The organism is Tateyamaria rhodophyticola (genome assembly GCF_047777875.1).
Taxonomy (GTDB): Bacteria; Pseudomonadota; Alphaproteobacteria; order Rhodobacterales; family Rhodobacteraceae; genus Tateyamaria.
Genome location: NZ_CP180519.1, coordinates 2,279,806 through 2,305,674, shown reverse-complemented (window position 1 = coordinate 2,305,674; position 25,869 = coordinate 2,279,806). Strand labels below are relative to the sequence as shown.

General features: G+C 61.3%; 27 protein-coding genes. 12 read left to right on the top strand and 15 right to left on the bottom strand.

All coding sequences use genetic code 11. From position 1 onward, the window contains the following. Positions 1 to 28 precede the first annotated feature (28 nt). The 3 genes from ACERHN_RS12940 to ACERHN_RS12930 are packed head-to-tail and all read right to left on the bottom strand — an operon-like array spanning position 29 to position 3,578. Entirely contained in the window at positions 29 to 1,411 is a 1,383-nt protein-coding gene (locus ACERHN_RS12940) for a sensor histidine kinase (RefSeq protein WP_415919435.1), read from the bottom strand. A 12-nt stretch (positions 1,412 to 1,423) separates the two neighbouring features. Beyond that, a complete protein-coding gene (locus tag ACERHN_RS12935; protein ID WP_415919434.1) occupies positions 1,424 to 2,842 on the bottom strand; it encodes a dihydrolipoyl dehydrogenase family protein in 1,419 nt (472 codons plus the stop codon). A gap of 4 nt (positions 2,843 to 2,846) precedes the next feature. Beyond that, complete coding sequence (locus ACERHN_RS12930) at positions 2,847 to 3,578, bottom strand: TVP38/TMEM64 family protein (protein WP_415919433.1); 732 nt, start codon at positions 3,576 to 3,578, stop codon at positions 2,847 to 2,849. Between the two features lie 312 nt (positions 3,579 to 3,890). Between ACERHN_RS12930 and rpmH the strand changes: the two genes are divergently transcribed. From rpmH to ACERHN_RS12870, 12 genes are all read left to right on the top strand, one after another. Next, complete coding sequence (gene rpmH, locus ACERHN_RS12925) at positions 3,891 to 4,025, top strand: 50S ribosomal protein L34 (RefSeq protein ID WP_005980833.1); 135 nt, start codon at positions 3,891 to 3,893, stop codon at positions 4,023 to 4,025. Between the two features lie 26 nt (positions 4,026 to 4,051). Further along, positions 4,052 to 4,450, top strand: coding sequence for a ribonuclease P protein component (gene rnpA, locus ACERHN_RS12920; protein WP_415919432.1), 399 nt, complete (start codon positions 4,052 to 4,054; stop codon positions 4,448 to 4,450). Next, positions 4,447 to 4,689: a membrane protein insertion efficiency factor YidD gene (gene yidD / locus ACERHN_RS12915; protein WP_415919431.1), complete on the top strand. Its 243-nt coding sequence runs from the start codon at positions 4,447 to 4,449 to the stop codon at positions 4,687 to 4,689. Before rnpA ends, yidD begins: the two co-directional genes overlap by 4 nt. A 239-nt stretch (positions 4,690 to 4,928) precedes the next feature. Further along, positions 4,929 to 5,813, top strand: coding sequence for a tRNA 2-thiocytidine(32) synthetase TtcA (ttcA, locus tag ACERHN_RS12910; RefSeq protein ID WP_415919430.1), 885 nt, complete (start codon positions 4,929 to 4,931; stop codon positions 5,811 to 5,813). 138 nt (positions 5,814 to 5,951) lie between these two features. After that, the gene (locus ACERHN_RS12905; RefSeq protein WP_415919429.1) at positions 5,952 to 7,460 is read left to right on the top strand and encodes a putative bifunctional diguanylate cyclase/phosphodiesterase; all 1,509 of its coding nucleotides are present in this window, start codon (positions 5,952 to 5,954) and stop codon (positions 7,458 to 7,460) included. A 180-nt stretch (positions 7,461 to 7,640) separates the two neighbouring features. Further along, a complete protein-coding gene (gene yidC, locus ACERHN_RS12900; protein WP_415919428.1) occupies positions 7,641 to 9,437 on the top strand; it encodes a membrane protein insertase YidC in 1,797 nt (598 codons plus the stop codon). Continuing rightward, positions 9,437 to 10,174 (top strand): MOSC domain-containing protein, encoded by a 738-nt coding sequence (locus ACERHN_RS12895; protein WP_415919427.1) that lies wholly within the window; start codon positions 9,437 to 9,439, stop codon positions 10,172 to 10,174. The genes yidC and ACERHN_RS12895 overlap by 1 nt, the downstream gene beginning before the upstream one ends. Beyond that, on the top strand, positions 10,171 to 10,824 hold the full coding sequence (yihA, locus tag ACERHN_RS12890; RefSeq protein ID WP_415919426.1) for a ribosome biogenesis GTP-binding protein YihA/YsxC: 654 nt from the start codon (positions 10,171 to 10,173) through the stop codon (positions 10,822 to 10,824). The genes ACERHN_RS12895 and yihA overlap by 4 nt, the downstream gene beginning before the upstream one ends. Positions 10,825 to 10,944: 120 nt before the next feature. Next, the gene (gene argB / locus ACERHN_RS12885; RefSeq protein ID WP_415919425.1) at positions 10,945 to 11,808 is read left to right on the top strand and encodes an acetylglutamate kinase; all 864 of its coding nucleotides are present in this window, start codon (positions 10,945 to 10,947) and stop codon (positions 11,806 to 11,808) included. A gap of 57 nt (positions 11,809 to 11,865) precedes the next feature. After that, complete coding sequence (locus ACERHN_RS12880; protein ID WP_415919424.1) at positions 11,866 to 12,660, top strand: sterol desaturase family protein; 795 nt, start codon at positions 11,866 to 11,868, stop codon at positions 12,658 to 12,660. Further along, positions 12,657 to 13,271: a ferredoxin gene (locus tag ACERHN_RS12875; RefSeq protein WP_415919423.1), complete on the top strand. Its 615-nt coding sequence runs from the start codon at positions 12,657 to 12,659 to the stop codon at positions 13,269 to 13,271. The genes ACERHN_RS12880 and ACERHN_RS12875 overlap by 4 nt, the downstream gene beginning before the upstream one ends. Then, the gene (locus ACERHN_RS12870) at positions 13,268 to 13,768 is read left to right on the top strand and encodes a SixA phosphatase family protein (RefSeq protein WP_415919422.1); all 501 of its coding nucleotides are present in this window, start codon (positions 13,268 to 13,270) and stop codon (positions 13,766 to 13,768) included. The genes ACERHN_RS12875 and ACERHN_RS12870 overlap by 4 nt, the downstream gene beginning before the upstream one ends. Positions 13,769 to 13,926: 158 nt before the next feature. Here the strand turns inward: ACERHN_RS12870 and ACERHN_RS12865 are convergent, their stop codons facing one another. The 12 genes from ACERHN_RS12865 to ACERHN_RS12810 form a co-directional block, all read right to left on the bottom strand. Beyond that, positions 13,927 to 14,697 carry an amino acid ABC transporter ATP-binding protein gene (locus ACERHN_RS12865; RefSeq protein ID WP_415919421.1) on the bottom strand — a complete coding sequence of 257 codons (771 nt, stop codon included), beginning with the start codon at positions 14,695 to 14,697 and terminating at the stop codon, positions 13,927 to 13,929. 13 nt (positions 14,698 to 14,710) lie between these two features. Then, on the bottom strand, positions 14,711 to 16,006 hold the full coding sequence (locus ACERHN_RS12860; protein ID WP_415919420.1) for an amino acid ABC transporter permease: 1,296 nt from the start codon (positions 16,004 to 16,006) through the stop codon (positions 14,711 to 14,713). Position 16,007: 1 nt separating this feature from the next. Next, on the bottom strand, positions 16,008 to 17,219 hold the full coding sequence (locus tag ACERHN_RS12855; RefSeq protein ID WP_415919419.1) for an amino acid ABC transporter permease: 1,212 nt from the start codon (positions 17,217 to 17,219) through the stop codon (positions 16,008 to 16,010). 167 nt (positions 17,220 to 17,386) lie between these two features. Continuing rightward, on the bottom strand, positions 17,387 to 18,403 hold the full coding sequence (locus tag ACERHN_RS12850; RefSeq protein ID WP_415919418.1) for an amino acid ABC transporter substrate-binding protein: 1,017 nt from the start codon (positions 18,401 to 18,403) through the stop codon (positions 17,387 to 17,389). 198 nt (positions 18,404 to 18,601) lie between these two features. After that, complete coding sequence (locus ACERHN_RS12845; protein WP_415919417.1) at positions 18,602 to 19,321, bottom strand: ATP12 family chaperone protein; 720 nt, start codon at positions 19,319 to 19,321, stop codon at positions 18,602 to 18,604. Beyond that, positions 19,318 to 19,977 (bottom strand): HAD-IA family hydrolase, encoded by a 660-nt coding sequence (locus ACERHN_RS12840; protein WP_415922739.1) that lies wholly within the window; start codon positions 19,975 to 19,977, stop codon positions 19,318 to 19,320. The genes ACERHN_RS12845 and ACERHN_RS12840 overlap by 4 nt, the downstream gene beginning before the upstream one ends. A 2-nt stretch (positions 19,978 to 19,979) precedes the next feature. Next, positions 19,980 to 21,020: an RluA family pseudouridine synthase gene (locus ACERHN_RS12835; RefSeq protein WP_415919416.1), complete on the bottom strand. Its 1,041-nt coding sequence runs from the start codon at positions 21,018 to 21,020 to the stop codon at positions 19,980 to 19,982. Beyond that, positions 21,017 to 21,397, bottom strand: a complete 381-nt coding sequence (gene crcB, locus ACERHN_RS12830) for a fluoride efflux transporter CrcB (RefSeq protein ID WP_415919415.1) — start codon at positions 21,395 to 21,397, stop codon at positions 21,017 to 21,019. The genes ACERHN_RS12835 and crcB overlap by 4 nt, the downstream gene beginning before the upstream one ends. A gap of 31 nt (positions 21,398 to 21,428) precedes the next feature. Continuing rightward, positions 21,429 to 22,736, bottom strand: coding sequence for a replication-associated recombination protein A (locus tag ACERHN_RS12825; RefSeq protein WP_415919414.1), 1,308 nt, complete (start codon positions 22,734 to 22,736; stop codon positions 21,429 to 21,431). 2 nt (positions 22,737 to 22,738) lie between these two features. Beyond that, positions 22,739 to 24,115: a trypsin-like peptidase domain-containing protein gene (locus ACERHN_RS12820; protein ID WP_415919413.1), complete on the bottom strand. Its 1,377-nt coding sequence runs from the start codon at positions 24,113 to 24,115 to the stop codon at positions 22,739 to 22,741. A gap of 105 nt (positions 24,116 to 24,220) precedes the next feature. Then, positions 24,221 to 24,640 (bottom strand): 50S ribosomal protein L17, encoded by a 420-nt coding sequence (gene rplQ, locus ACERHN_RS12815; protein ID WP_415919412.1) that lies wholly within the window; start codon positions 24,638 to 24,640, stop codon positions 24,221 to 24,223. Positions 24,641 to 24,771: 131 nt separating this feature from the next. Beyond that, positions 24,772 to 25,788: a DNA-directed RNA polymerase subunit alpha gene (locus ACERHN_RS12810; RefSeq protein WP_415919411.1), complete on the bottom strand. Its 1,017-nt coding sequence runs from the start codon at positions 25,786 to 25,788 to the stop codon at positions 24,772 to 24,774. Positions 25,789 to 25,869 lie beyond the last annotated feature (81 nt).

Here is a 25,869-nt window from a genome sequence, read left to right as displayed (position 1 = left end):
CAATGCAAGGGCCAAATCGCGCCGTTGGCTAAATCCCGTCGCCCTTTGGCAACCGAATTGAGAAAACCGTGCCCGACGGGCCGGTGCGGTCCAGTTCAAGCGCACCACCATGGCCGCGGATCAACTCTGAGGCGATGGCGAGACCCAGACCGGTGCCGCCCTTGCTCACACCCCCCTGGAACGGTGTGAACAGATGCTCCTGGGCCTTGGGTGGCAGGCCCGGTCCGGTGTCCGCAATCTCGATCCACCAATTGTCGGCATCCTCATAGGCCGACACCGTAATTTCAGCAGGCTCGCCACTGGCAACGATGGCTTGCCGCGCGTTGCGCACGAGGTTCGACACAACGCGGTACAGCTGTTCAGGATCGGCCCGGAGCGCAAAGAGCGGCGGGATGTTTTCGGACAGCACAACCTGCTCCGGCTCGACGGCAAGCCGTTCACTATCCAGAACGTCCGCAACCACATCATCGAGGGTCACCATCATGAGTGTTGGGCTGGGCTCTTCGGCCTTGCCAAAGGCCAGCGTGCTTTCGCACAGGTGCACCGCCCGGGTCATCGAGTTCACCAGCTTGGGGGCCATGCGGCGCACCAACGGATCTTCGGAGGCTTCGATACGGTCCGTGAACAGCTGCGCAGAGGTCAGGATATTGCGCAAATCATGGCTGATCTTGGAGACGGCGCCGCCCAGTTGCGCCAGTCGGTCCTTTTGGCGCAAGGCGGCAATCAATTCGGTTTGCAGGCTGCGCAACGCCTCTTCGGCTTCGCGCAGTTCCGTGACGCCCGCGTTCGGTGTGATGATACGGCGCGCATCTTCGGGCGCGGCGGCATAGCGCTGCATGTGCCCCACCACGCCCCGGATCGGTTTGACGAGGATCGCGCGAACCGCAAGGAACAACAGGAATGCGGTAAAGATCGAAATCACTGCGGACAGGATCAGGATGCGCACGCCGTAATCCAGCATCGCGGCGCGCAAGGGCGCCGTCTCCATCGTGACTTCGATCAGCAGCCCCGCCTCGCGCGTGGGCGCACCGATGACGCGGATCACCTTGTTTTCCGGCTCCATCAACCGCATCAGCGCGTCCCGGATCAAAACGGGCGGCGTGCCGTCGCGCAGATCGAACGTCTGATCGATCGGTTGCGGCATTTCCGTTGACAGAACCAGTTGGCGCACCTCGTCGCGCCGCAGCACGACGTTGAACACTTCGGCGTTCTCCAGCAGCTCCTGTTCCAGCTCATTGGCGAGCATATCGTCCGCCAGGAGTGCCAGTGACGCGATCTGTGCCCGCTCCAGCCGAGTCTGCAGATAGTCTTCGCGGAACCGGGCGATAGACGGCACAAAGATCAGGATTTCCGCCAGCATGACGAAAATCGTTGTCAGGACAAGGAACCGACCGGAGAGTGAATTCAACATCTTGCTATGTGGTCAGGGAAGCAGGCGCTGCACAAGGCCCACAACACGTTTGACCATATCACTTTCGAACAACTTCGGCCCAAAATAGGCGCCAGCCGCGCGTTTGTTAACCTCTCCTATGGTGGGATAGGGTGAGACCATGCCAGCGACCTGGCTCATCTTGAGATTGTTGGCGAGCACGAGCGCCCACAGATTGATCAGCTCACCCGCCTGGTATCCCGCAATGGAGGCACCGACCGGGCGGCCCTTGACCACCATCACCTTGATCAGGCCCTTGGTCTTGCGCTCCGCGATGGCGCGGTCGTTGTGTTCATAGTGGAATCGCACCACGTCGAGTTTGGCGCCGTGTTGCTCTTTTGCCTGCGCTTCGGTCAGGCCCACTTGCGCCAGTTCCGGGTCGGTGAACGTGGCCCACGGAATATGGTGGGCCTTGGCCTTGGACGGCAGCGCGAAAAGCATGGACCGGATGATGATGCCTGCGTGATAACCCGCCACATGGGTGAATTGCAGACCACCGGCGGCATCACCAATGGCATAAACCTTGCGGTTGGTGGTGCGCAAAGAAGCGTCCACCTTGACGCCGGTCCGGGTTGTTTCGATCCCGGCAGCCTCGAGGTTCAGTTTGTCATGGTTGCTCTTGCGTCCCACAGCGACCAGCAGATGGGACCCGGAATAGCTTTGACCGTCCTTTGTGTGCACCGTGACCGCGCCGTCGGACCCTTCGATCCGTTCGGCGAGCGCGTCTTCGACGATCTCGATGCCTTCTGCCCGCAGGTTCTCAAGCACCACGGCCGCCATTTCCGGATCGTCCTTGCCAAGCGCCTTGGCCCCCTCAATCACGGTCACGTCGCTGCCAAGCCGGCGGTGCGCCTGCGCCATTTCCATGCCAATGGGACCACCCCCGATGATGATCAGGTGTCTGGGCTGTTCTCGCAGTTCCCACAGCGTCTCATTGGTGAGGTATGGCACCGTGTCCAGCCCGTCGATGGGCGGCACAAAGGGGCCGGAGCCTGTGGCGATGACAATCCGGCGGGCTGTAATGACATGATCACCGGCCTGCACCTCGGTCGGCGAGATGAAATGGCCAAACTCGCGGATCACGTGGACACCGAACCCTTCGAACCGTTCCTGACTGTCGACCGGCTCAATCTGGGCGATGACATCCTGCACGTGATCCTTGGCGGCGGCATAATCCACCTCTGGCGTGGTTTCCGCCACGCCATAGGCCGCGCTGTGGCCCTGGGCATAGGCCAGCTTGCCACTGGCAATCAGCGCCTTGGACGGCACGCAGCCATAGTTCAGGCAATCGCCCCCCATCTTGTGGCCTTCCAGCAGGACAACCTTTGCCCCCATCTGGCTTGCGCCGGCCGCAACGGACAGCCCTCCGGACCCGGCGCCGATCACCAGGATGTCGGTCTTGATACGTGTCATCTGATCAGATGCCTTTCTTTCCGGTCACGGCCTTGACCACCACCGGCAGCAAGGACAGCGCTGCGAGGCCAAGGATCGGGAGCAGCACGTGCGGCTCAAAGATAATGCCGAAGTTCGGTGTTTCACCCCGTTCGAACACTTCACCAAGGCCTGCACCCACAGATGTGTAAACGATGGACCCCGGCATGATGCCGAAGAAGGTGGAAATCACATAGCGGTGCAGCGGCACCTGCATGAAGGCCGGGATCAGGTTGGCCACAAAGAACGGCACCGCCGGGACGAGGCGCAGCACAAACAGCATCGACCACTGATTTTCGTCGATACCGTCCTTGATCTTCTTGATCGTGCCTTTGGATGCCTCCATCCGCGCGCCCAACGTCTCGCCAAACCCGTGACGGGCCGCGAGAAAGATCAAGGTCGCCCCGGTGGTGGCAGAGACGACGCTGATCATCGATCCGAACACGGGTCCGAACAGGAACCCGCTGGTCAGCGTCGCAATGCTGGCCCCGGGCAGTGAAAACGCCACGACGGCGACATACACGCTCATGAAGACAACCACCGTCAGCAGGTAGTTGCTGTCACGAAAGCTGATCAGCGCTTCGCGATTGTCGGCCAGCGTCTGAAAGTTGAGGTAGTCACGCAAGGTGAAGAAGCCGATGACGGCAACGACCAATATGCCAATCAATGGCAAGTTGCGCACGAGCGCGGGTTTTCGCGGTTGGCTGATATCGGACATCCTGTTTTCCTTCGGACCAGTGTGACGGCCCATGGGCCAGTGTCTTGGCCTGAAAATGCGCATCGTGCACGCGCGAAAACAGGAACCTCACGGGCGCTTGAAGCAAACCCGTGATTTTCGTGATATCCATGGGTGTCAGGCATGGCTGTTGAAACATTCGGCGCCGCGGGGCGGGAATTTGTTGCAATCGGCGGCGATTAGCGGTGTCTGGGGGCTGGACTTGATCTCGTCTGCGCTTTAGAGGACGGGCTTCGAACATTGCCACGGCCCGAATCCGCGGAGCCTGGCGCAAACAGTCCGGAGCCACCAGCGATGAAACGCACCTATCAACCGTCCAACCTCGTGCGCAAACGGCGCCACGGCTTTCGTGCGCGCATGGCGACAAAAGCAGGCCGCAAGATCCTGAACGCGCGTCGCGCGCGTGGCCGCAAGTCGCTGAGCGCCTGAGCGACAGCACCTTACACGGTTTTCCAATGACCCCGCCTTCGGCACCCCTGACCAGCGACACCGCGGGCAGGGAAGTGTCGGTTGCGGGGTTGTTGTCGTTGGAACGCCTGCGCAATCGCAGCGATTTTCTGCAGGCGGCGCGCGGCAAACGCGTTGTGACACCGGGTTTCATTCTGCAAGTGCGCTCCCGCTCCGATGCAACCGGCGCCGTGCGCGTCGGCTTTACCTGCTCAAAGAAAGTCGGCAACGCGGTGGCGCGGAACCGCGCCAAACGACGGCTGCGCGAAATCGCACGGCTTGTTCTGCCGTCATGCGGACGCCCGGGCACGGACTATGTTCTGGTGGGGCGCGCCGGTGTCACGGCCACCCGCCCCTTTGACACCATGCTCGGCGATCTGCGGCACGCGCTGGACATCACCGCATGACGCCCCTCGCGCATCTCTTTGCCTTGCCGGTCCGGGCGTACCGCCTGATTTTCTCACCTTGGGTCGGATTTAACTGCCGCTACCAGCCGACGTGCTCGGCCTACGCCCTTGATGCGCTGCAAGAGCATGGCGCGTTCAAGGGCGTATGGCTGACGGCAAAGCGCATAGGGCGGTGCCACCCGTGGGGTGGCGATGGCTATGACCCGGTGCCGCCGTCCGACAAAAAAGACACGCCGTAGCGCCGACCGCTTCTGCGTTCCGTTGGGGTGGAAATGGGGGAAGTGCAGAAGCGGCCGGATCCCGCAGACACGGGGAGCCCACAGGATGCGCCAGCCGGGGGAGAAATCGATGGTCCAAGTGTCCAGCGCTGAAATCAGCCTATACTACTTATACTAGAAATCAAGCGGTTCCTCCTGCCCTCTTCCTGTACCGTGCGGCGGCGGCTATACCGTGTGCGCACGCAACGGAGTAGCATTCCATGCTCGACAACGGCGACGACATCCACCCGCTCTTTGCCGGAGCGCCTCAGACAACCGAATTCAAGAAGCTGCGCAAGCGGATCATCCGCTATGCCCGTGAAGCCATTGAGCAATACGGAATGGTGGATACGGCACCTGACGCGCCACGTGCGCGGTGGCTGGTGTGCCTGTCAGGGGGCAAGGACAGCTATACCCTCCTTGCGGCCCTCTACGAGTTGCAATGGCGCGGGCTGCTGCCTGTGGACCTGCTGGCCTGCAATCTGGATCAGGGGCAGCCGGGATTTCCCGCGACGGTCCTGCCCGACTTTCTCGAACGTATGGGGGTGCCGCACCGGATCGAGTATCAGGACACCTATTCCATCGTCATGGACAAGGTGCCCCAGGGGCGTACGTTCTGCGCCCTGTGTTCGCGCTTGCGGCGTGGCAACCTGTACCGGATTGCGCGCGAAGAAGGCTGTTCCGCGGTCGTGCTTGGCCACCACCGCGACGACATTCTCGAAACGTTTTTCATGAACCTGTTCCACGGCGGGCGGCTGGCGACGATGCCGCCGAAACTGCTGAACGAGGAAGGCGACCTGTTTGTGTACCGGCCGCTTGCACATGTGGCGGAAACCGATTGCGCAAAATTTGCCGCCGCCATGGATTACCCGATCATTCCCTGTGATCTGTGTGGCAGTCAGGACGGGCTGCAACGCCAGCAGGTCAAACAGATCCTCGACGGGTGGGAGGCCAACAGCCCCGGACGCCGCCAGGTCATGTTCCGCGCGCTGATGAACGCGCGCCCATCGCACCTGCTTGATCCCAAGCTGTTCGATTTTCAGGGTCTGATGCGCACCGCGGCAGCAGATAGTGAAAATTCGAACGAAATCCCGGATTTGCGTTAAGGTCCCGGTCATGACCATCCCCTAGGTCTGAGGCCGGTCGCGCGTCCAGCACGGGCGCGCCACAGGTTAAAGGGGCAGAGCATGGCGCAGCGCGCATCAGCAGTGTGGAACATGATTTCTGGTCCTGTCACACATGGCATGGATTGGATCAGGATGAGCCTCAAGGGCCCACAGCTCCTTGCGTTTCTGCCTGCGATGACACTGGCGGCCTATTGGCTGGGCGGCGAAGTTGCATTGATTGCGACGGCCCTGCTGTTGCCGCTGATCTGGGTTGCCGCCGGGGGCAGGGTGGCGGGATTTGATTTCAAATCCAAGCTGCTGACCAAGGGGCCGGTGTCGCCCGACCTGTTTCAGGCGACGACGGACGACATCCGCCAGACTGCGCAACAGGCGGGCAAATCGAGTGCCGTGTTCACCATTGAACTTGATGAGTTTTCGGCTCTGCGCGACCGGTTCGAACCGGGCACGACCGATCTCGTCCTGAACACAATCGGATCGCGCATCGCTGGCGCGCTGCGGGACAGTGACACGATCAGCCGCATTGGCGATTGTCGTTATGGTGTCTGCCTGAACCCGGTTGTGCATATGGATCTCGAAAGCTGCATCCAGATGTCAGGTCGCATGCAGGAAGCCATCGAAGAACCCATCGCGATTGAAGGCACCTCGATCTACATGACCGCAAGCGTCGGCTTCTGCCTGCATGCGCGCGCGCCCGGCGTCACGGGGCAGGATTGGACCAATGCCGCGATCGCTGCCCTTGATGAGGCGAAAAAACGCGGGAACGGATCGGTTCGGGCGTATTCATCAGAGCTTCAGGTGCGGATGCAAAAACGCGCTGACTTGCGCGACGAAGTCACCAAAGCCCTCGAACATGGCCATGTGCAACCGTGGTTCCAGCCGCAAATCTCGACCGACACCGGCAAGGTGACAGGGTTTGAGGCGCTGGCACGGTGGATCCATCCGCAGCGCGGTGCCATTTCTCCGGCCGAGTTTTTGCCCGCCGTTGAAGACGCAGGTTTGTTGGAACGGCTTGCCGAAATCATGACCTATCACACGCTGACCGCAATCAAGGCATGGGATTCCGCGGGCATTCGCGTGCCGCAGGTCGGTGTGAACTTCAGTGGCCTCGAATTGAGCAACCCGAGACTGGCCGACAAAGTGCAGTGGGAACTGGACCGGTTCGACCTCACACCGGACAGGCTGACCGTCGAAATTCTCGAAACGGTTGTCACCGACATGGCCGACGACACAGTGGTGCGCAACATCAAAGCGCTATCGGAACTGGGCTGTCGCATCGACCTTGATGATTTCGGCACGGGACACGCCTCCATCGCCGCATTGCGCCGTTTTGGCGTCAATCGGATCAAGATTGACCGCTCGTTCGTCATGAAAGCGGACCGCGATCCGGAGCAGCAGCGCATGATTTCGGCCATTCTGACGATGGCCGAGCGTTTGGGAGTCGAAACCCTTGCCGAAGGTGTGGAGACTGTGGGCGAGCATGCGCTTCTCGCGCAACTGGGCTGCGACCATGTGCAAGGATATGGCATCGCGCGGCCCATGCCTTTCGAGAAGACGCTGGACTGGGTGCGATCCCATGAGGCGAAGCTGCAAGATGCACCGCCGTTGCCCGGTCGCGGTCACGTGTAAGACCGGTGCGAACCGACAGGCCCGCGCCACACAGCAACACGTTTAACAGCCCCAACACAGCCCAAAAGCACACCGCAGGTGGTCGCCATACGCCTTTGGGTCAAGCGGAATCCGCTTGACCTTTGTCCGCGCACTCTGTTGAACCCGATCAACGCAGCAGACAGCAGGTAGTGGTCCAAGATGGACGATCAGAACAAGAACCTTATTCTTGCAACAGCCCTCAGCTTTCTCGTTATTCTCGTCTGGTTTGTTCTGTTCCCGCCGCCGGAGCCGGAACAGCCGCTGGTCAGCGAAACCGCGGACCTGACCGCCCCTGCAGGGGGCGAGGCGTCGGTTCCTCAAACCGTTGATGACCTTGCCGCGACAGGCACATCGACCGAACCGGAGGCGCCGACCGGAACAGATGCACCGCGCGTCCCGATTGAAACCGACCGCCTGACGGGTTCGATCTCATTGCTGGGCGGTCGCATTGATGACCTGTCGCTCAAGGACTACAAAGTGTCCCTCGACGAAGGCGCCGACATCGTCCGTATGCTGACCCCCGTCGGTCAGGCGGGTGCGTATTACGCGCTCTACGGTTGGGCACCGGGTGGCGGCTTGTCATCCGATGCCGTGCCCGGCCCAAACACGATCTGGTCCGTGGCGGACGGCGAAACACTCACGCCAGACACACCGCTGACATTGCAATGGACCAACGACAGCGGGCTGACCTTTTCGCGGCAGATCGCTGTGGATGATGACTATATGTTCACGGTCACGCAATCCGTGACCAACACGGGCAGCAAAACCGTCAACATCGCCCCATACAGCGTGCTCGCGCGACACGGCCTGCCCGAAGGATCCACCAACATCTGGATCGTGCACGAAGGCGCGGTGCAATTTGCCCAGGGCGAATATCTCGAAACCGACTGGGACGACTTTTCAAGCTTTGCCGAGCGCGACACCGAGGCAGGCCGCCAGGCCCGTTGGGCTGGTTTCACGGACCATTACTGGCAAACGATCCTCGTGGCCCCCGATGGCATCGATACCCGCGTCGAGACCTTCTATGACGCAAATCGCGACATCTACCAAACAACGTCCCAACAACAGACGCAGTCCATCGCGCCCGGTCAGGACGTGAGCATCACAAGCCAGGTTTTCGCAGGTGCCAAGGAATGGGAAGCCATTCGCGCCTACGAGCAGACCGGGATCGAAACATTTATCGACAGCATCGACTGGGGTTGGTTCTTCTTCCTGACCAAACCGATCTTCTGGCTGCTGCACGAAATCAACAAGATCATCGGCAACATGGGTTGGGCCATCATCTGCCTGACGCTGATCATCAAGGCGGTGCTTTTCCCGCTGGCCTACAAATCCTACGTTTCGATGGCCAAGATGAAAGAGCTGCAGCCACAGATGGAGGCGCTCAAGGAAAAGGCGGGCGATGACCGCCAAAAGCTCCAACAGGGCATGATGGAGCTTTACAAGAAGGAACGCGTGAACCCGGCGGCGGGCTGTCTGCCGATCCTGTTGCAAATTCCGATCTTCTTCTCGCTCTACAAGGTGATTTTTGTCACCATTGAACTGCGCCACGCCCCGTGGTTCGGCCCGTTTCAAGACCTCAGCGCACCGGACCCGACATCGATCATCAACCTGTGGGGGCTTCTGCCCTTCGCCGGGCCAGAGCCGGGGTCCATCATGGCGCTGCTGTTTATCGGCATCCTGCCCCTGCTGCTCGGCATCTCCATGTGGCTTCAGCAAAAGCTGAACCCCGCCCCCACTGACCCCACGCAACAGATGATTTTTGCGTGGATGCCATGGGTCTTCATGTTCATGCTGGGCAGCTTCGCCAGCGGTCTTGTCGTCTACTGGATCGCCAACAACGTGATCACATTCACACAGCAATACATGATCATGCGCAGCCAGGGCTACAAACCCGACCTTCTGGGCAACATCAAAAGCGGCTTCAAAAAGCGGTCCGCAACGGACGGCAAGTGATGCAGGTCACCGAGCTCTGGCGACACCCGATCAAGAGCTTCGGCCGCGAACGCATCGCGTCTGTCGATCTTGTTGCCGGAGAGTCGATGCCATGGGATCGTGTCTGGGCTGTCGCCCATGAAGCGTCGAAGGCTGAACCGGGCCAATGGGCGTCCTGCCACAGCTTTACCCGCATTGCACAGACCCCTGCCCTGATGGCCGTCACGGCAACCCTTGATGAAGCGACGGAAACCGTGACCCTGCGCCATCCGGATCGACCGGACCTCACAGTGCACCCCGACACCAACGGGTCAGACATTGTGGCATGGACCAACGCGCTCATGCCTGAAAACCGGGTCATGCCCAGCCACATCATGCGCCTCGATGGGCGTGGATACACGGACAGTGATTTTGCCTCGGTCACGTTGTGCAACCACGCGTCACATCGCGCCGTGGAAACCCAGATGCAGCACGCACTGTCGCTGCACCGCTGGCGTGGCAACATCTGGTTTGACAGTGACACGCCGTGGATCGAGTTTGATTGGATGCACCGCGACATCAAGATCGGCAACGCCATCCTGCGTCCCCGCGAACGCACAGACCGCTGCGTCGCCACAACGTCGAACCCCGAAACCGGGCGGCGTGACGCCGACGTCCTCGCCGCGCTCGACAGCTTTGGGCACCAGGATTTTTCGGTGCGGTGCGATGTGATCCAGGGTGGGCGCATACAGGCTGACGACAAGGTGACACCGCTGTGACCAGCCTCCCGTTTCCCATCGCCGACACACCCGATGCCGCCGCGCTTGAACAAGGTCGCCTCCTTTTTGCGGGCGAGACCGAGTTCGTCAAAGGTGTTGTGGCCATGTCCGGCCTGCCCCCCGCTGACCGTCTCGAAGTGTGCTTTGCCGGGCGTTCCAACGTCGGCAAGTCGTCCCTGATCAATGCGCTCACCGGGCGCAAGGGCCTTGCGCGGGCGTCAAACACGCCCGGCCGGACCCAGGAGATAAACTACTTTACCGCCGGTACAGCACACTACCTCGTGGATCTTCCGGGCTACGGCTACGCCAATGCGCCGTTGCCGGTGGTCGAAAAATGGCAACGTCTGCTCAAGCAATACCTGTCCGGTCGCCAGACGCTCCGGCGCGCATTTGTGCTCATCGACGCGCGTCACGGCGTAAAAAAAGTCGATGAAGAGATCCTTGCCCTGCTCGACAGCGCGGCGGTGACCTTTCAATGCGTTCTGACCAAAACCGACAAGGTCAAATCCAAGGACCGCGATGCTGTCCTCAACCAGACACGCGCAGCACTCGCAAAACACCCCGCCGCATTCCCGGAGATCGTCCTGACCTCAAGCGAAAAAGGGGACGGTATTGACACCCTGCGGGCCATCATCGCGACGCTGGAGTAGCGAACAACCGCGCAGGTGCGTCCCCTCCCCCAAGGGGAGGGCCAGGGTGGGGGTCATGATCTGTCTTGCGCGGATGCGCTCAATTCTGGATAACCCACCGAATATCAAAAAGCGTACCAGATGAAGACCCAGGACATGAACCGCGATTGGATTGCAACCGCCCGCACGCTCAGCCAGGCCCTGCCCTACCTGCAGCGCTATGCCGGGGCCACTGTGGTGATCAAACTTGGCGGGCACGCCATGGGATCTGACAGCGCCATGGAGAGCTTTGCCCGGGACATCGTCCTGATGCGGCAAGTGGGCGTGAACCCGGTGATCGTTCACGGCGGCGGGCCGATGATCAACACCATGCTGGACCGCCTGAATATCCAATCCGACTTTGTAAATGGTAAACGCGTCACCGACGGCGCCACGATGGAAGTCGTCGAAATGGTTCTGTCCGGCGTGGTCAACAAACGCATCGTACAGGCCATCAATGCGGCGGGCGGCAAGGCTGTCGGCCTGTCCGGCAAGGATGCGCACCTGATCACCTGCGATCAAACGGACCCTGCCCTTGGCCTTGTCGGCACGCCGGCGCAAGTCGATCCAAGCCTGCTGCACACGCTGTTTGACACCGCAGTCATCCCCGTGATTGCGCCACTTGGCGCCGGTCGCAACGGTGAGACATTCAACATCAATGGCGACACCGCCGCGGGCGCCATTGCGGGCGCTCTCAGGGCGGACCGGCTGCTTCTGCTGACCGATGTCGAAGGGGTCAAGAACGGTGCGGGGGATGTCCTTACCGAGATCACCGCCGATCAGATCCGCACCCTGACCGATGACGGCACCATCGCAGGCGGAATGATCCCGAAAACGGAGACCGCGCTTGATGCCATTGCCAGCGGCGTGCGGGCCGTGGTGATCCTTGACGGACGCGCGCCAAACGCCTGCCTGCTCGAACTCTTTACCGACCACGGGGCCGGGTCGATCATTCGTCCGCGTTGACGCAAACGTGTCCCTGCGCCGCATTGCTCTGATGCGCGACGTGGATAGGTTCAGGGCATGGAAAACGAAACACTGATCCGCTTTGGCGTCTTTCTGGGCCTGTTTGTCCTGTTCGCAATGACCGAGGCGGTGCTGCCTCGCAGGCCCCGCACCCAACCGCGCAGCACGCGCTGGTTTACCAATTGGGGTATAACGATTGCGAACACGGTGCTGTTGCGCCTGATGTCTTTTGGGCTGCCGCTGCTGGCGGTCGGGGCTGCAACGCATGCAACAGCGCAAGGGTGGGGACTGTTCAACGCGCTCACCCTGCCCTTCTGGATCGAGGTGGTGTTGGCCGTCCTCATCCTTGATTTCATTATCTGGGCCCAGCATCTGATCACGCACAAGGTGCCGCTCCTGTGGCGCCTGCACCGTGTTCATCATGCGGATGTGGACATGGACGTGACGACCGCCATTCGGTTCCATCCCGTGGAAATTGCCCTGTCGATGTTCATCAAGATCGGTGCGGTGTACCTGCTGGGGCCCGCAGCCCTTGCGGTGATCCTGTTCGAGATCATTCTGAACGGCACCGCCATGTTCAACCACGCCAATATCCGCTTGCCACTAGGGCTTGATGCCGTTGTGCGCCGTGTGATGGTGACGCCGGACATGCACCGCGTGCATCATTCGGTGCATCGCCACGAACATGACAGCAACTACGGCTTTGCCCTGTCGATCTGGGATCGCATGTTCGGCACGTACATTGCCCAACCCGCAGCCGGGCATGATGACATGGAGGTTGGGCTTGAGTGGCAAGACGACCGCCCGGCCAAGCTGGGCTGGTCACTGGCGTTGCCATTTGCCCGGAAATGACACTGCCATCGCTTGAACAAGCGGCTGAGGCGCACGGGCTTTTTGTCATGGGCGTCGATGGTCCGCGTGTGTTGCTGGGCACGGATTCAGGATGGTGGCATGTCTTTCGCGACAGTGATGAGGCGCGGGATGGCGCGCGTGATCCGGTAGACCGCTGGTCCAAGCGCGTCATTGACCGGATGGCCACCACCTTTGGCGCCACGGCGATCTACCCCTCGGATGGTCCGCCCTATGCGCCCTTTATCGCTTGGGCATTGGCGACCGGGCGGTTTTGGCAAAGCCCGATCGGCATGATGATCCATGAGCGCGCCGGATTGATGATCTCGATCCGGGGCGCTCTGGAATTTCCGGCACCTTTGGCAAAGGCGTCCGGTGGCGCGTCGCCATGTCTGACTTGCGTCGAAAAACCTTGTGTGTCGGCGTGTCCTGTCGATGCGCTGAGCGCGCATGCGCCTTATGACGTGCCAGCGTGCAAGGCGTTCCTGCGCACCGAAGCCGGACGCGCCTGCATGGAGATGGGCTGTGCCGTGCGCCGGTCCTGTCCGGTTTCCGCCGCCTTTGGACGACCGGAGGCGCAATCCGGCTTTCACATGAACGCATTTCTCGGATGAGCCGTACCCTGATCCTGATGCGGCACGCCAAGTCGAGTTGGGACGCGCCAGAGCTCAGCGATCATGACCGGCCATTGAATGCCCGTGGGCGCGCGTCAGCGACCGCCATGGGAGGCTGGCTGCGCACACGGGGGCATGCGGCCCACACCTGCGTCAGCTCTTCGGCAACGCGCACGGGTCAGACGTTTGCGCACTTGGCCCTTGAGGTGCCTGTCCGCTTTACCCGTAATCTTTACCATGCTGATCCCGGCACCATGATGCAGGTCCTGCACCGCCAGCATGAGGCCGTTGTCCTGATGCTGGGACACAATCCAGGGATTGCTGCTTTCGCGCATCGGTTGGTCCGCATTGCACCACAGCACGGGCGTTTTGACGATTACCCAACAGCGGCCACCACGGTGATCCGCTGGAACGTGGAGCGGTGGGACGCGATTGGATGGGGCCAGGGTGACGTAAAGGATTTTGCGATCCCGCGCGAGGTGCTGGGCGACAGTTGATCCAAAGGGCGCTGGCGCGACGACATCTTTCAGGGGGCTCTGCCCCCGGCCTGCGGCCTCCCCCGTGGTATTTCGAGCCAGAAGAAGACAGGGGCCGGGAATGAAAAAAGGGACGCGGGCCAGAAGGCGCTGCGTCCCTTTTCCGTATCAGCGCGAGGTCAGTGGCCGAGGATCTGGCTCAGGAAGAGCTGTGTCCGTGGGCTTTGCGGGTTGTTGAAGAACTCTTCGGGTTCGTTCTGTTCCACGATCTGGCCTTCGTCCATGAAGATCACGCGGTTTGCGACCTGACGAGCAAAACCCATTTCGTGGGTCACGCAGAGCATCGTCATGCCCTCTTCGGCCAGCTCGACCATGGTATCGAGCACCTCCTTGATCATCTCGGGGTCGAGAGCGGAGGTCGGTTCGTCAAAGAGCATGATCCGCGGCTTCATGCAGAGCGAGCGGGCGATGGCCACGCGCTGTTGCTGACCGCCCGAAAGCTGGCCGGGATATTTGTCGGCCTGATCCGGGATCTTTACCTTTTCCAGGAAGTGCATCGCGATTTCTTCGGCGTCCTTCTTGGGTGTCTTGCGGACCCAGATCGGCGCCAGCGTGCAGTTTTCGAGGATCGTCAGGTGCGGAAAGAGGTTGAAATGCTGAAAGCACATGCCGACCTCTGACCGGATCTTGTCGATGTTCTTGACGTCCGAGGACAGCACGGTGCCGTCCACGGTAATCCGTCCTTGCTGATGCTCTTCGAGCGCATTGATGCAGCGGATCAATGTGGATTTTCCGGAACCGGAAGGCCCCGCAATCACGATCCGTTCGCCGCGATAAACCGTGAGGTCAATGTCGCGCAGCACGTGGAAGGTGCCGTACCACTTGTTCATGTTCTCGATGGAGACTGCGACCTCGTCGGAGACCTGCATTTGAGTTGCTGTATCGTTCATATCATCCACTCCCTTAGCGGTGATCGGTCGCAAGCTGGCGTTCGAGCCACTGCGAGTATTGTGAAATGCCGTAGCAGACGACGAAGAAGAGCAGGATGGCAAAGCCCCACAGCTCCCAATAGACGCCGTTCCAGTCTGTGGACGACAGGATCGGACCGCGGATCATGCCCACGAGGTCGAACATCGAGATGACCGACACAAGCGTGGTATCCTTGAAGAGACCCACCGCGACGTTCACGATGCCGGGGATCGAGATCTTGAGCGCTTGCGGCAGAATGATCAGCCGCATGGCCTGGGCATAGTCGAGGCCAAGGCTGTCTGCGGCTTCGTACTGGCCACGTGGCAGAGCGGCCAGGCCGCCCCGGATCACCTCGGCGATATAGGCCGCCGAGAACATCGTGATCATGATGATCACCCGCAGGATCAGGTCAAAGTTCGTGCCCGGCGGCAGGAAGTACGCAAGCACCACATTTGCCACAAAAAGCAGTGTGATGAGAGGCACGCCCCGCACAAATTCGATGAACACCACGCAGATCCACTTGATGATCGGCATGTCTGACTGGCGTCCCAGAGCCAGTGCGATCCCGATGGGCAGGGACAGTGACACACAGACCACGCCGAGGATCATGTTGAGCATGAAGCCCCCCATGTCGCGGCTTGGCACCGCTTCGAGGAAGGTCTGTTCCGGGGTGATCGCGCCAACGATGAAACCACCGATCCACCATGTGACCGCCGCCGCCGCGACACCGCCGAAAAAGCCCGCCGCGAAGGACGACGCCACGAGGCGGCTGTAGACCAGGTAACCCACGACAAAGCCAATCAACGCCATGATCGGGGCAAAGATCGTGCCACCCCAGATCAGATAAAAGGCAACAAACGGGTAGAGGCCGGTAAAGATCAGCATCTGTTTCGGCAACTTGTTGAAGAGCACGGGCGCCGCTGCAACAAACAGCAGGACGAATGCCAGCGTGGGTCGCCAATACGCCTCGCGGTCATAGGCGATACCAAAGATCAACTGGTTCCAGCGTTCCGACAGGACTGAGAAACAGCCGCCCGTTGCACCTTCCAGTACCTCGCGGCATTCGCGGATGTTGTTGGTGTTCCAGACGCCGCCAAAGAGCCACGGCAGGAAACCCGCCAGAATGGCGTAGATGCAGTAGATCGCGACCAGCGTCAGGATGGCATAAGGCACGTTGGAAAACAGGTTCTCGCGCACCCATTTGACCGGGCCAGCGGCCGTGACAGGCGGCGCCTTGGGCGGCAATTGTTCGGTGCGCACAAAGGCGACATTTGCGTGTGTATCGCTCATCTCAACGCTCCTTCAGGCTGACGGATCTGTTATAGACGTTCATCACCGCCGAAATCAGCAGGCTGATCGTCAGATAGAACGCCATCAGAAGCAGGATGCATTCGATGGCCCGGCCCGTCTGGTTCAGCGTGATGCCGCCCAGCGTTGCGGTCACATCGGCGTAACCCACGGCAATGGCCAGTGACGAGTTCTTGGTGATGTTGAGGAACTGCGAAATCAGCGGCGGGATGATCACGCGCAGCGCTTGTGGCAGCACAACGAGGTTCATCACGCGACCCGGGCGCAGGCCCAGTGACGATGCCGCTTCGGTCTGGCCTTTGCTCACGGCCTGGATGCCTGCGCGCACGTTTTCGGCGATGAAGGCACCGGTATAGATCGACAGGGCCAGCCAAAGCGCAATCAGCGGTCGGCCAATCTGTGTGCCGCCCTGGAAATTGAAACCCTTGAGCTCTGGGATATCCACGCCGATGGGGCTTCCCATGATGAAGTACACCAGCAGCGTCGGGACAAAGAAAATGCCAACCGACGGCCACAGCGTCTTGATCTCGCGTCCGTGGTCAAAGAGTTGCTTGACCGCATAACGGCGCAGGAACCAGATCGCGGCCAGCGACGCGAGGAAGACCAGCACCACGAGACCGGAGCCAGCACCCCAAGTGGGTGCGGGGATATAGATGCCGCGGTTCGTATAGGCGATCAGGCCCAGGAACATCTCCGCATCCGGTGTCTCGCCGCGATATGCGCGCGGGGCCGGCATCGAGATAACAACAGTGTTGATCACGAGGATCCAGATCAGCACCGGCACGTTGCGGAACGCTTCGACATAGGCCGACATCAGCTTGGACACGAGCCAGTTGTTCGACAGGCGCAGAACACCGGCAATCACGCCAAGGATAGTTGCCGTCACACAGGCGAGGAACGCCACGAGCAACGTATTGATGATCCCGACCCAAGCCGCGCGCAGGTGCGTCGATTGGCTGGTATATTCGATCAACGTCTGCTGAACGTCATAGCCCGCAGGCTCGCCGAGAAAACCGTAAGAGATGTTCAGGCCCGCCGCAGCGAGGTTGGCGAACAGGTTGCTCATCAAAAAGGCGAGCGACGCAATCAGAACGATCAGGGCGATAAACTGGAACGTGTAGGAACGGTATCGCGTGTCGTTGATCAGCATCGACAGGCGGAACGTCCCCTCTGGCGGGTCGGTCATCGTGGTCATATCAGGTGATCCCCGTGCGGCCGGTTGTTTGTTGTCGCGCCCAAGGCGCAGGGTCCGGCGTTTTCAAATTGGCTACATCTCGGGCATACCTGCCGCTGTTTTCAGCGATCCGTGCCCCAGATGCGCAAGGGGCGCAGGTTTGATCCTGCGCCCCTTGGCTTGGTATCTTAGCGGAAGGGCGGTGCGTAGAGCAGGCCACCGTCAGTCCACTGCGCGTTCAGGCCGCGCGCCAGACCAATGGCTGTTGCTTCGCCGATGTTGGCCTCAAAGACCTCACCGTAGTTGCCGCCGACCGCCAGAGCGTTCTTCGCCCATGTCGCGTCCAGGCCCAGCATCTCGCCCAGGGTGCCTTCGGAGCCCAGCAGACGGTTGATTTCCGGGTTGTTGGTGCCCGCGGCCATCTCTTCGAGGTTCTCGGAGGTGATGCCCAGCTCTTCGGCTGCGATCATCGCGTTGAGCGTCCAGCGCACAACGTCACCCCATTCGTGGTCGCCGTGGCGAACGAGCGGGCCGAGCGGCTCTTTGGAGATGATTTCGGGCAGCACGACATGGTCGCCGGGTGCTTCGAATGTGGCACGTGTCGCGGCCAGACCGGAGGCGTCCGTGGTGTACACGTCGCACGCACCGGCAAGGTACTGCTGCTGTGCTTCGGCGTTGGTTTCGATCGGAACCGGCTCATAGCTGATGTTGTTGGAGCGGAAGAAGTCCGCCAGGTTCAGCTCGGTTGTTGTGCCGGTCTGGATGCAAACGGTCGCGCCGTCCAGATCCTTGGCCGATGCAACGCCCAGTTCCTTGGGCACCATGAAGCCTTGGCCGTCATAGTAGTTGATGCCGACAAATTCGAACTTCAGGTCGACGTCGCGGCTGAAGGTCCATGTGGTGTTGCGCGCCAGCATGTCGATCTCGCCGGAGGCCAGAGCGGTAAAGCGTGTTTTACCTGTTGTCGGCACGAATTCGACGGCAGTCGCGTCGTTCAGCACAGCAGCGGCAACCGCGCGGCACACTGCCACGTCGAAGCCTTCCCATTCGCCATTGGCGTCGGGTGCCGCGAAACCAACGAGACCGGTGGTCACGCCGCAGTTCAGTTTGCCGCGTGCTTTCACGTCATCGAGCGTGCCAGCAGCCGCAACGCCGGCAGCCAGGCCGGTGAAGGCCAGTGCGCCAAAGAGTACGGATTTTTTCATTTTTACCTCTTCCTGATTTTCCACCACGTTGGGTGGAGGTCCCGGCCCCACCTGTTCATCAGGCAAAACCGAAGGTGATCCCGGAAATATGTTTTCCCGAGCGTGCGGCAGTCTGTCCAGAATCGCCCGTAGAGGTCAAGGGCACGCAGGGGGAATTTGATGCATTTCTGAGCACTCGCCCCGCACGGCGGCGTTGCCCTACCTTGCGTCAGGCAGCGACATATCCCACACGGATTTCGCATGTAAAAAGGCAGTTTGGCGAATTTCGGCGTGTTCCAGCGCCTCTTCATCCTCACCCCATTGTTCTGCTTGCCAGATTTCGTCCAACCGGGAGGCTGCCCAAATCTCGGGCGCGGCGGTCATGTCTTTGGCAGCAGCAAAACCCAGAACCCACGACCCCGAGAGGCTGACAAGGTCATGAAAGGCCGCAAGCTGGAACGCTGACATCTCACGGGTGGTGCCCGACACCACCTGCAACGCGGCCGCGTCCTGTGATTCGTGCATCAATCCGGTGCGTGGCACCAGCCGGACCCCCAAAACCCCGTCGACCCAGTCCAGATACGGGTCCCAGATCTCCGCCTGCCGCGCGACAAGGCCCGCGGGCTGTTCCGCGCGATAACACAGCAGATCGGCGTCTGCATACGCGGCCAGCATGTCGGCCACTTCGATGCGCTGCACGGCCACCTTGTCGATGGCGGCATTCGCACTGCGCGTGAACGGCATCGACAAGGGGTTCACGACGTCATCCTGCGCGTCCCATTCCGCCGCGATGGCCTGCGCCAGCTGTCCGTTTGGCACCCAAAGCGGTGCCTTGGCCGGTGTCTTGACCCGGCGCCCGTCCAGTTCGATGGCCCAACCGTCCTCTACTGCGACCGCATGTGCCTCGGTCCAGAACCGTTTTTGCTTCCATTCGCTCATTGCGCCTGCCCCCATGCCTCATCAAGCGCGCCGTGGAGCGCGTTGAAATCGTCGATCACCACGCGGGCCGCGGACAGCCGCGCGACGGTATGATACCCCCAGCTGACCCCAATCGGGAACACGCCAGCGGCGACCGCCATGTCCATGTCAAAGGACGTGTCGCCCACCATCACCGCGTGCCCGGGCTCAACCCCGGCGTCGTCCATGGCGGCCTGCAACATTGCGGGATGTGGTTTCGACGGGTGAAAATCCGCCACCTGCCGGGTCACGAACATGCCCTGCAACCCGTGCACCTCAATCAGCCCATCAAGGCCGCGTTTGGATTTGCCCGTCGCCAAGCCCAGCACAAGATCGTCGCGGGCCGCCAACGCATCCAGCGCCGCGCGCGCACCGGGATAGAGCGGCGATGACGCGGCCCCGTTCTGGCGGCGCAGGCTGGCATAACCGTCCTTGTATGCCTCGACCATGATCGCATGGTCTGCATCCGGGGCAAGCACCGCCATGGCCTGCGGCAAGGACAATCCGACAATGCCGAGGATATCGGTGCGCGACGGTGCAGACAGGCCAACAGCGTCAAAGGCCAGCGCCATACTGGCGACTATGTCCGCCTGACTGTCGACAAGCGTGCCATCCACATCGAACACGACAAGGCGCAGGGTCACTCAAGCACCTCAAACGGGTCTTCCGCAGCCAGGTCTTCGGTCCAGCCGAACGTGTCCCAGCTTTCGGCCATATGCGCTGGCAGCGGCGCCGTGACGGTGATCGCCTCGCGGGTTTCGGGGTGTTCGAACCGCATCATCCGCGCGTGCAGGTGCAATTTCTTGGAAATGACGCCACCAATCTGAGCGCCCCACCCGTCGCCCATGTTTTCCTGACCCGAGCCGCCATATTTCCCGTCCCCTGCAATGGGGTGGCCAATCTCGGCCATATGCGCACGCAGCTGGTGGGTGCGGCCCGTGATTGGCTCCATTGCGACCCATGCCGCCCGCGATGCCACCCGATACAGGGTAGCGTAAAGCGTGTGCGCACGCTTGGCCCCGTCGGTGTCGTTCATGTCGCGTGGGTGCACCGCGATCATCTTTTCACCCTCGCCGCCCCGACCGCGGCCCGGCGCCTTGACCAGACCGTACTTGATCTCACCGAGGTACGGCGTGGGCACCCCCGCCACGAGCGCCCAGTAGATCTTGCGCGTCTCGCGGTGGCGCATGGACGCCGTCAACGCCTTGGCCGCCATCCGGGTTCGCGCAAGCAGCAGAACACCGGACGTATCCTTGTCCAAACGGTGCACGAGGCGGGGTTTTTCGTCGTAGTCGTATTGCAGCGCCGCGGCGAGACCATCCACATGGCGCGTCTGACCCGAACCCCCTTGGGTCGGCAGACCGCTGGGTTTGTTGAGGGCAATGACGTGGTCGTCCTGATAGATGACGCAATCGCGGATCATCTGGGCGTCCTTGTCCGACACTGCGCTGACCTCCCGTTTGGGCGCAGGACGGTCAGGCAACGGCGGCACGCGGACGGCCTGCCCTTCCTCAACGCGGGTCGAGGATTTGACCCGCCCACCGTCCACGCGGCATTCGCCCTTGCGGCACATCTTTTCGATCATGCCCTGGCTCAACTGAGGGAAACGGCGTTTGAGGAAACGGTCAAGGCGCTGATCACCCTCGTCCGCGCCCACAGTAATGGTCTGTACACCGCTCATGCGAAAATCCCCCGCGCCAAAAGCAACCCCACGGCCAACGCCCCGACCGACAGGCCCACCGACAACGCGATGTAAAGCGCGGCCTGCCCCATGGCCCCGCGTTCGATCAATGTCATTGTCTCAAGGCTGAACGCGGAAAACGTGGTGAACCCGCCCAGTAGACCCGTCATGACAAAGGGGCTGAGATGCGTCAGGCCCTTATGCGCCGCCGCCACCACAAAAACGCCCATCAGGAATGAGCCCAGAACATTGGCCGACAGGATCGCAACGGGGAAATCCGCCGGGCCCGTTGCGCGCAGGATCGCCACGCCCATCAGCCAGCGCAGGGACGCGCCAATCGCCCCGCCAAGGGCCACAAGAGACAAGGTTGCAAACATGCGCGGTCTGTCACTGCTCGGACGGGCAGAGTCAACCGTTACGCTTGGCGCGCAACTTGGCGAAATACTCCACCCGTTTGAGCAGCTCCCGCTCAAACCCGCGCTCCACCGGTTGGTAAAGGTCGCGCCGGCCCATGCCATCCGGGAAATAGTCCTGCCCGGAAAAGCCATCCTCGGCGTCATGGTCATAGGCATAGCCCGCGCCATAACCCTGATCCTTCATCATGGACGTGGGCGCATTCAGAATGTGTTTTGGGGGCAGGTGCGACCCGGTTTCCTTGGCCGCCTTGCGCGCGCCTTTGTAGGCGACATAGGTGGCGTTGGATTTGGGCGCGAGGGCCACGTAGATCACCGCTTGCGCCAGCGCCAATTCGCCCTCGGGACTGCCGAGCCGTTCGTATGTTTCCCAGCTTTGCAGGCAAACCGCCTGTGCTTGCGGATCGGCAAGGCCGATGTCTTCGACCGCCATACGCGTGATGCGCCGCGCGAGAAAGCGCGGGTCCTCACCGCCCTCGAGCATGCGGGCGAACCAATACAGTGCGGCATCGGGATCTGACCCGCGCACGGATTTATGCAAGGCCGAGATCAGGTTGTAATGCGCATCCCCGGATTTGTCGTATTGCGCCGCCCGCCGCATCAGCCGTTTGGACAGCTGTTCGGTGTTGAGTTTGTCCGGCACGTCCCACGCCATCACCTGTTCGATCAGGTTGAGAAGCGCGCGCCCGTCGCCATCTGCCATCTCAAGCAGCGCCTCGCGCGCCGGACCGTCGAGCGGAAGCGCCTTGGCCAGCTCCTGTTCGGCGCGCTGTGCCAGCCGTTCAAGGTCCTTGAGATCGAGCCGTTCGAGGACCAGTACTTGTGCGCGGGACAGGACAGCGGCGTTCAGCTCAAAGCTGGGATTTTCCGTGGTGGCACCGACCAAGAGGATCGTGCCGTCCTCCATGTGCGGCAGGAACCCGTCCTGCTGCGCCTTGTTGAAGCGGTGGATTTCATCCACGAAAAGCAGCGTCCCCTGCCCGTTCTGACGCCGTATTTTCGCGGCCTCGAACACTTTTTTGAGGTCCGGGACACCTGTAAATATCGCCGAGATCTGGACGAAATGGAGGTCTGTTTCATGCGCAAGCAGCCGGGCGATGGTCGTTTTGCCGACGCCGGGCGGGCCCCAGAACACCAGGGAAGACAACGCACCCGAGGACAGCATGACGGTCAACGGCGCATCCGGGCCCAACACCTGTTGTTGCCCGATGACCTCCGCCAGTCGCTTGGGTCGCAGCCGATCGGCCAGCGGGCGGGGGCCGGTATCTGGCGATGGCTCTTGTGCGGCAAAGAGGTCCGCCATGATCAGAACCGCAGCATCACGCGGCTGTTGCCGCGCAGCGCACGGACTGAGGTGCCCCGTGTGGCCTCGGCGAGGATCGCCGCGGCATGCTCTGTGGTTTCGATGGTGCGGCGGTTGATCCGTTGCAAAATGTCGCCACGGCGCAGGCCCACGCGGGCACCAACGGCCCCGGTGTCAAGGACGACAACACCCGCAGCGGCGATGGGCAGGTTCAATTCGGCAATCACCGCCGGATTGATGCGCGCCAGCATGAGGCCCGGCAGGCTCGCGCCTTCGGGCAGCGTGACCGCATTGCGGGGCGGATCGTCGGGTGGCGGGATCAGCGATACCGTCAGCGTATCCAGCGCACCATCGCGCAGACGGACCATCTGCGCGCTGTCGCGCACGCTCGCCACACTCATCCGGTAGAGCATTTCGCCCGGGCTGTTGACCTCGGCGCCGTCCACGTGGGTCACGACGTCACCCACGGCAAACCCCGCTTGCGCCAGTGGGCTGATCGGGTGCAGACCGGCGAGGATGATGCCCGCCGGGCGGTCCTGTCCCAGCATGTCGGCGAGGTCGGCGTCGACCGCCTGTCCCGTGGCACCCGCCCAAGGGCGCACGAAGCGGTCATTGCCGTCGCGGGCCTGCCGCAGAACGGCGGCAACCAGATTTGCCGGGATGGCGAAACCGATCCCGTTGGACCCACCCGACCGGCTGAGGATGCGTGTGTTGACGCCGATAAGGCGGCCCGCCACATCGACCAGCGCGCCGCCGGAATTGCCCGGGTTGATCGGCGCGTCCGTCTGAATGAAATACCCCGCCCCGCGCCCGTTTGATCCACCCGAACGGGCAAGCGCCGACACAATGCCGGACGTCACGGTCTGGCCGACGCCAAACGGGTTGCCGATGGCCAGCACCAGCTCGCCCACCTCGACCGTTTCGCTGTCGCGCAGAGGCAGGTGGGGCAAGTCGCTGGCCCCTTCAAGCTGCAGGATGGCCAAGTCGCTCGCCTGATCGCCGAGCAGCACACGGGCGGCAAATTCGCGCCCGTCGTTGAGCACGACGGAGATGTCGGTTGCTTGCCCCACCACATGATAATTCGATACGACAATGCCATCGTCGCTGAGGATCACACCGGAGCCGAGCGAGTTTTGCACCCTTGGCGTCGGCGCGCCGAACCCTTCGAAGAACCGCTCGAAAAACGGGTCGTCCATGAACGGTGTGCGGCGCCGCGTCTCGGTCACGAAGCGGACATAGATGTTGACGACAGCAGGTGCGGTGTCCCGCACAAGCGGCGCAAAGCTCAGCGAAATGTCCGCCTGGCTTTCCGGCACCCGGGACTGTGCCTGCACCGACAGCGGCAGCAAACAGATCAGAAGGATGAGCAAGCGTTTCATGGTGTCGCGAATATGCAAACCAGACCTCTTCAATACAAGCGCCGCAACGAAAAACCCCCGCCACTTCGGGCGGGGGTTTCACAAAATCTCTGTCGAAAGAGTGGCTTACTCTTCGCCAGCCTCTTCGGCTGCAACGCGTGCCTTGTCTGCTGCGCCTTTGGCATCGCGGTCGCGGTCCACGAATTCGATGATGGCCATTGGCGCCATATCACCGTAGCGGAAGCCAGCCTTGAGCACACGCACATAGCCGCCCTGACGGTCGGCGTACCGCGGGCCAAGCACGTCAAACAGCTTGGCAACATACTGGTCTTCTTTCAGCTTGGCCGCGGCCTGACGGCGCGCATGCAAATCGCCACGTTTGGCCAGCGTGATCATCTTTTCGATGATCGGGCGCAGTTCCTTGGCCTTGGGCAGAGTTGTCTTGATTTGCTCATGTTCAATGAGTGAGCCAGCCATATTTGCGAACAGAGCCTTGCGGTGCTCATGTGTACGGTTCAGGCGGCGGTAACCACGTGCGTGACGCATATTTCTATCTCCTAATGTGCCCTCTACGGGCGTTTTTGCTTTGTCTGGCCATGGGTGCGTGCCCATGGCTCTCCTTGGGGCGTGTGCCCGGGGGCGGGCCAAGATTTTTGCAAAAATCTTGGCCGCGCTGATCAGAAGTTGTCTTCGAACTTCTTGGCCAGATCTTCGATATTGTCCGGCGGCCAATCCTCGACATCCATGCCAAGGTGCAGACCCATGCCCGACAGCACTTCTTTGATCTCGTTCAGCGACTTGCGGCCAAAGTTCGGCGTACGCAGCATTTCTGCTTCGGTCTTCTGGATGAGATCGCCGATGTAGACGATGTTGTCGTTCTTGAGGCAGTTGGCCGAACGCACCGACAGCTCCAACTCATCCACTTTCTTCAGCAGAAGCGGGTTGAACTCGAGGCCATCGTCGTCGTCCTGACGGGACGCGCTTTCCGGTTCGTCGAAGTTGACGAAGATACCCAACTGGTCCTGAAGGATGCGCGCGGCAAAGGCCACGGCATCGTCGGGCGAAATCGAGCCATCGGTTTCGACCTTCATTGTCAGCTTGTCATAATCCAGCACCTGGCCCTCGCGGGTGGGCTGCACATCATAGCTGACCTTTTTGACGGGCGAGTAGATCGCGTCGATCGGGATCAGGCCTATGGGCGCATCTTCGGGCTTGTTCTTTTCTGCCGACACATAGCCTTTGCCCGTGTTCACGGTCAGTTCCATGTAGACGTCAGCGCCGTCATCGAGGTGGCAGATCACGTGGTCGCGGTTCAGGATTTCGATGCCGGCGCTTTCCGAGATGTCACCGGCGGTGACAACACCCGGCCCCTTGGCAGAGATCGACAGGCGCTTGGGCCCTTCGACTTCCATGCGGATCGACACCTGTTTCAGGTTGAGGATCACGTCCGTCACGTCTTCACGCACACCCGCGATGCTGGAAAACTCGTGCAGCACGTTGTCGATTTGCACCGAGGTGATGGCCGCGCCTTGCAGCGACGACAGCAGAACGCGGCGCAGCGCGTTGCCCATGGTCAGACCAAAGCCACGCTCCAGCGGTTCGGCGATCACAGTCGCCTGACGCGCAGGTTCGTTGCCCGGTTTCACGTCAAGCTGGTTTGGCTTGATCAATTCGGCCCAGTTCTTGTGGATCATGCGTCCCTCCATTCCTGCCTACGTGCCATGTCCGAGCACGTGGGCTCCCGAGGTTTCAAAATGCGTATCGGGGCCGCACAA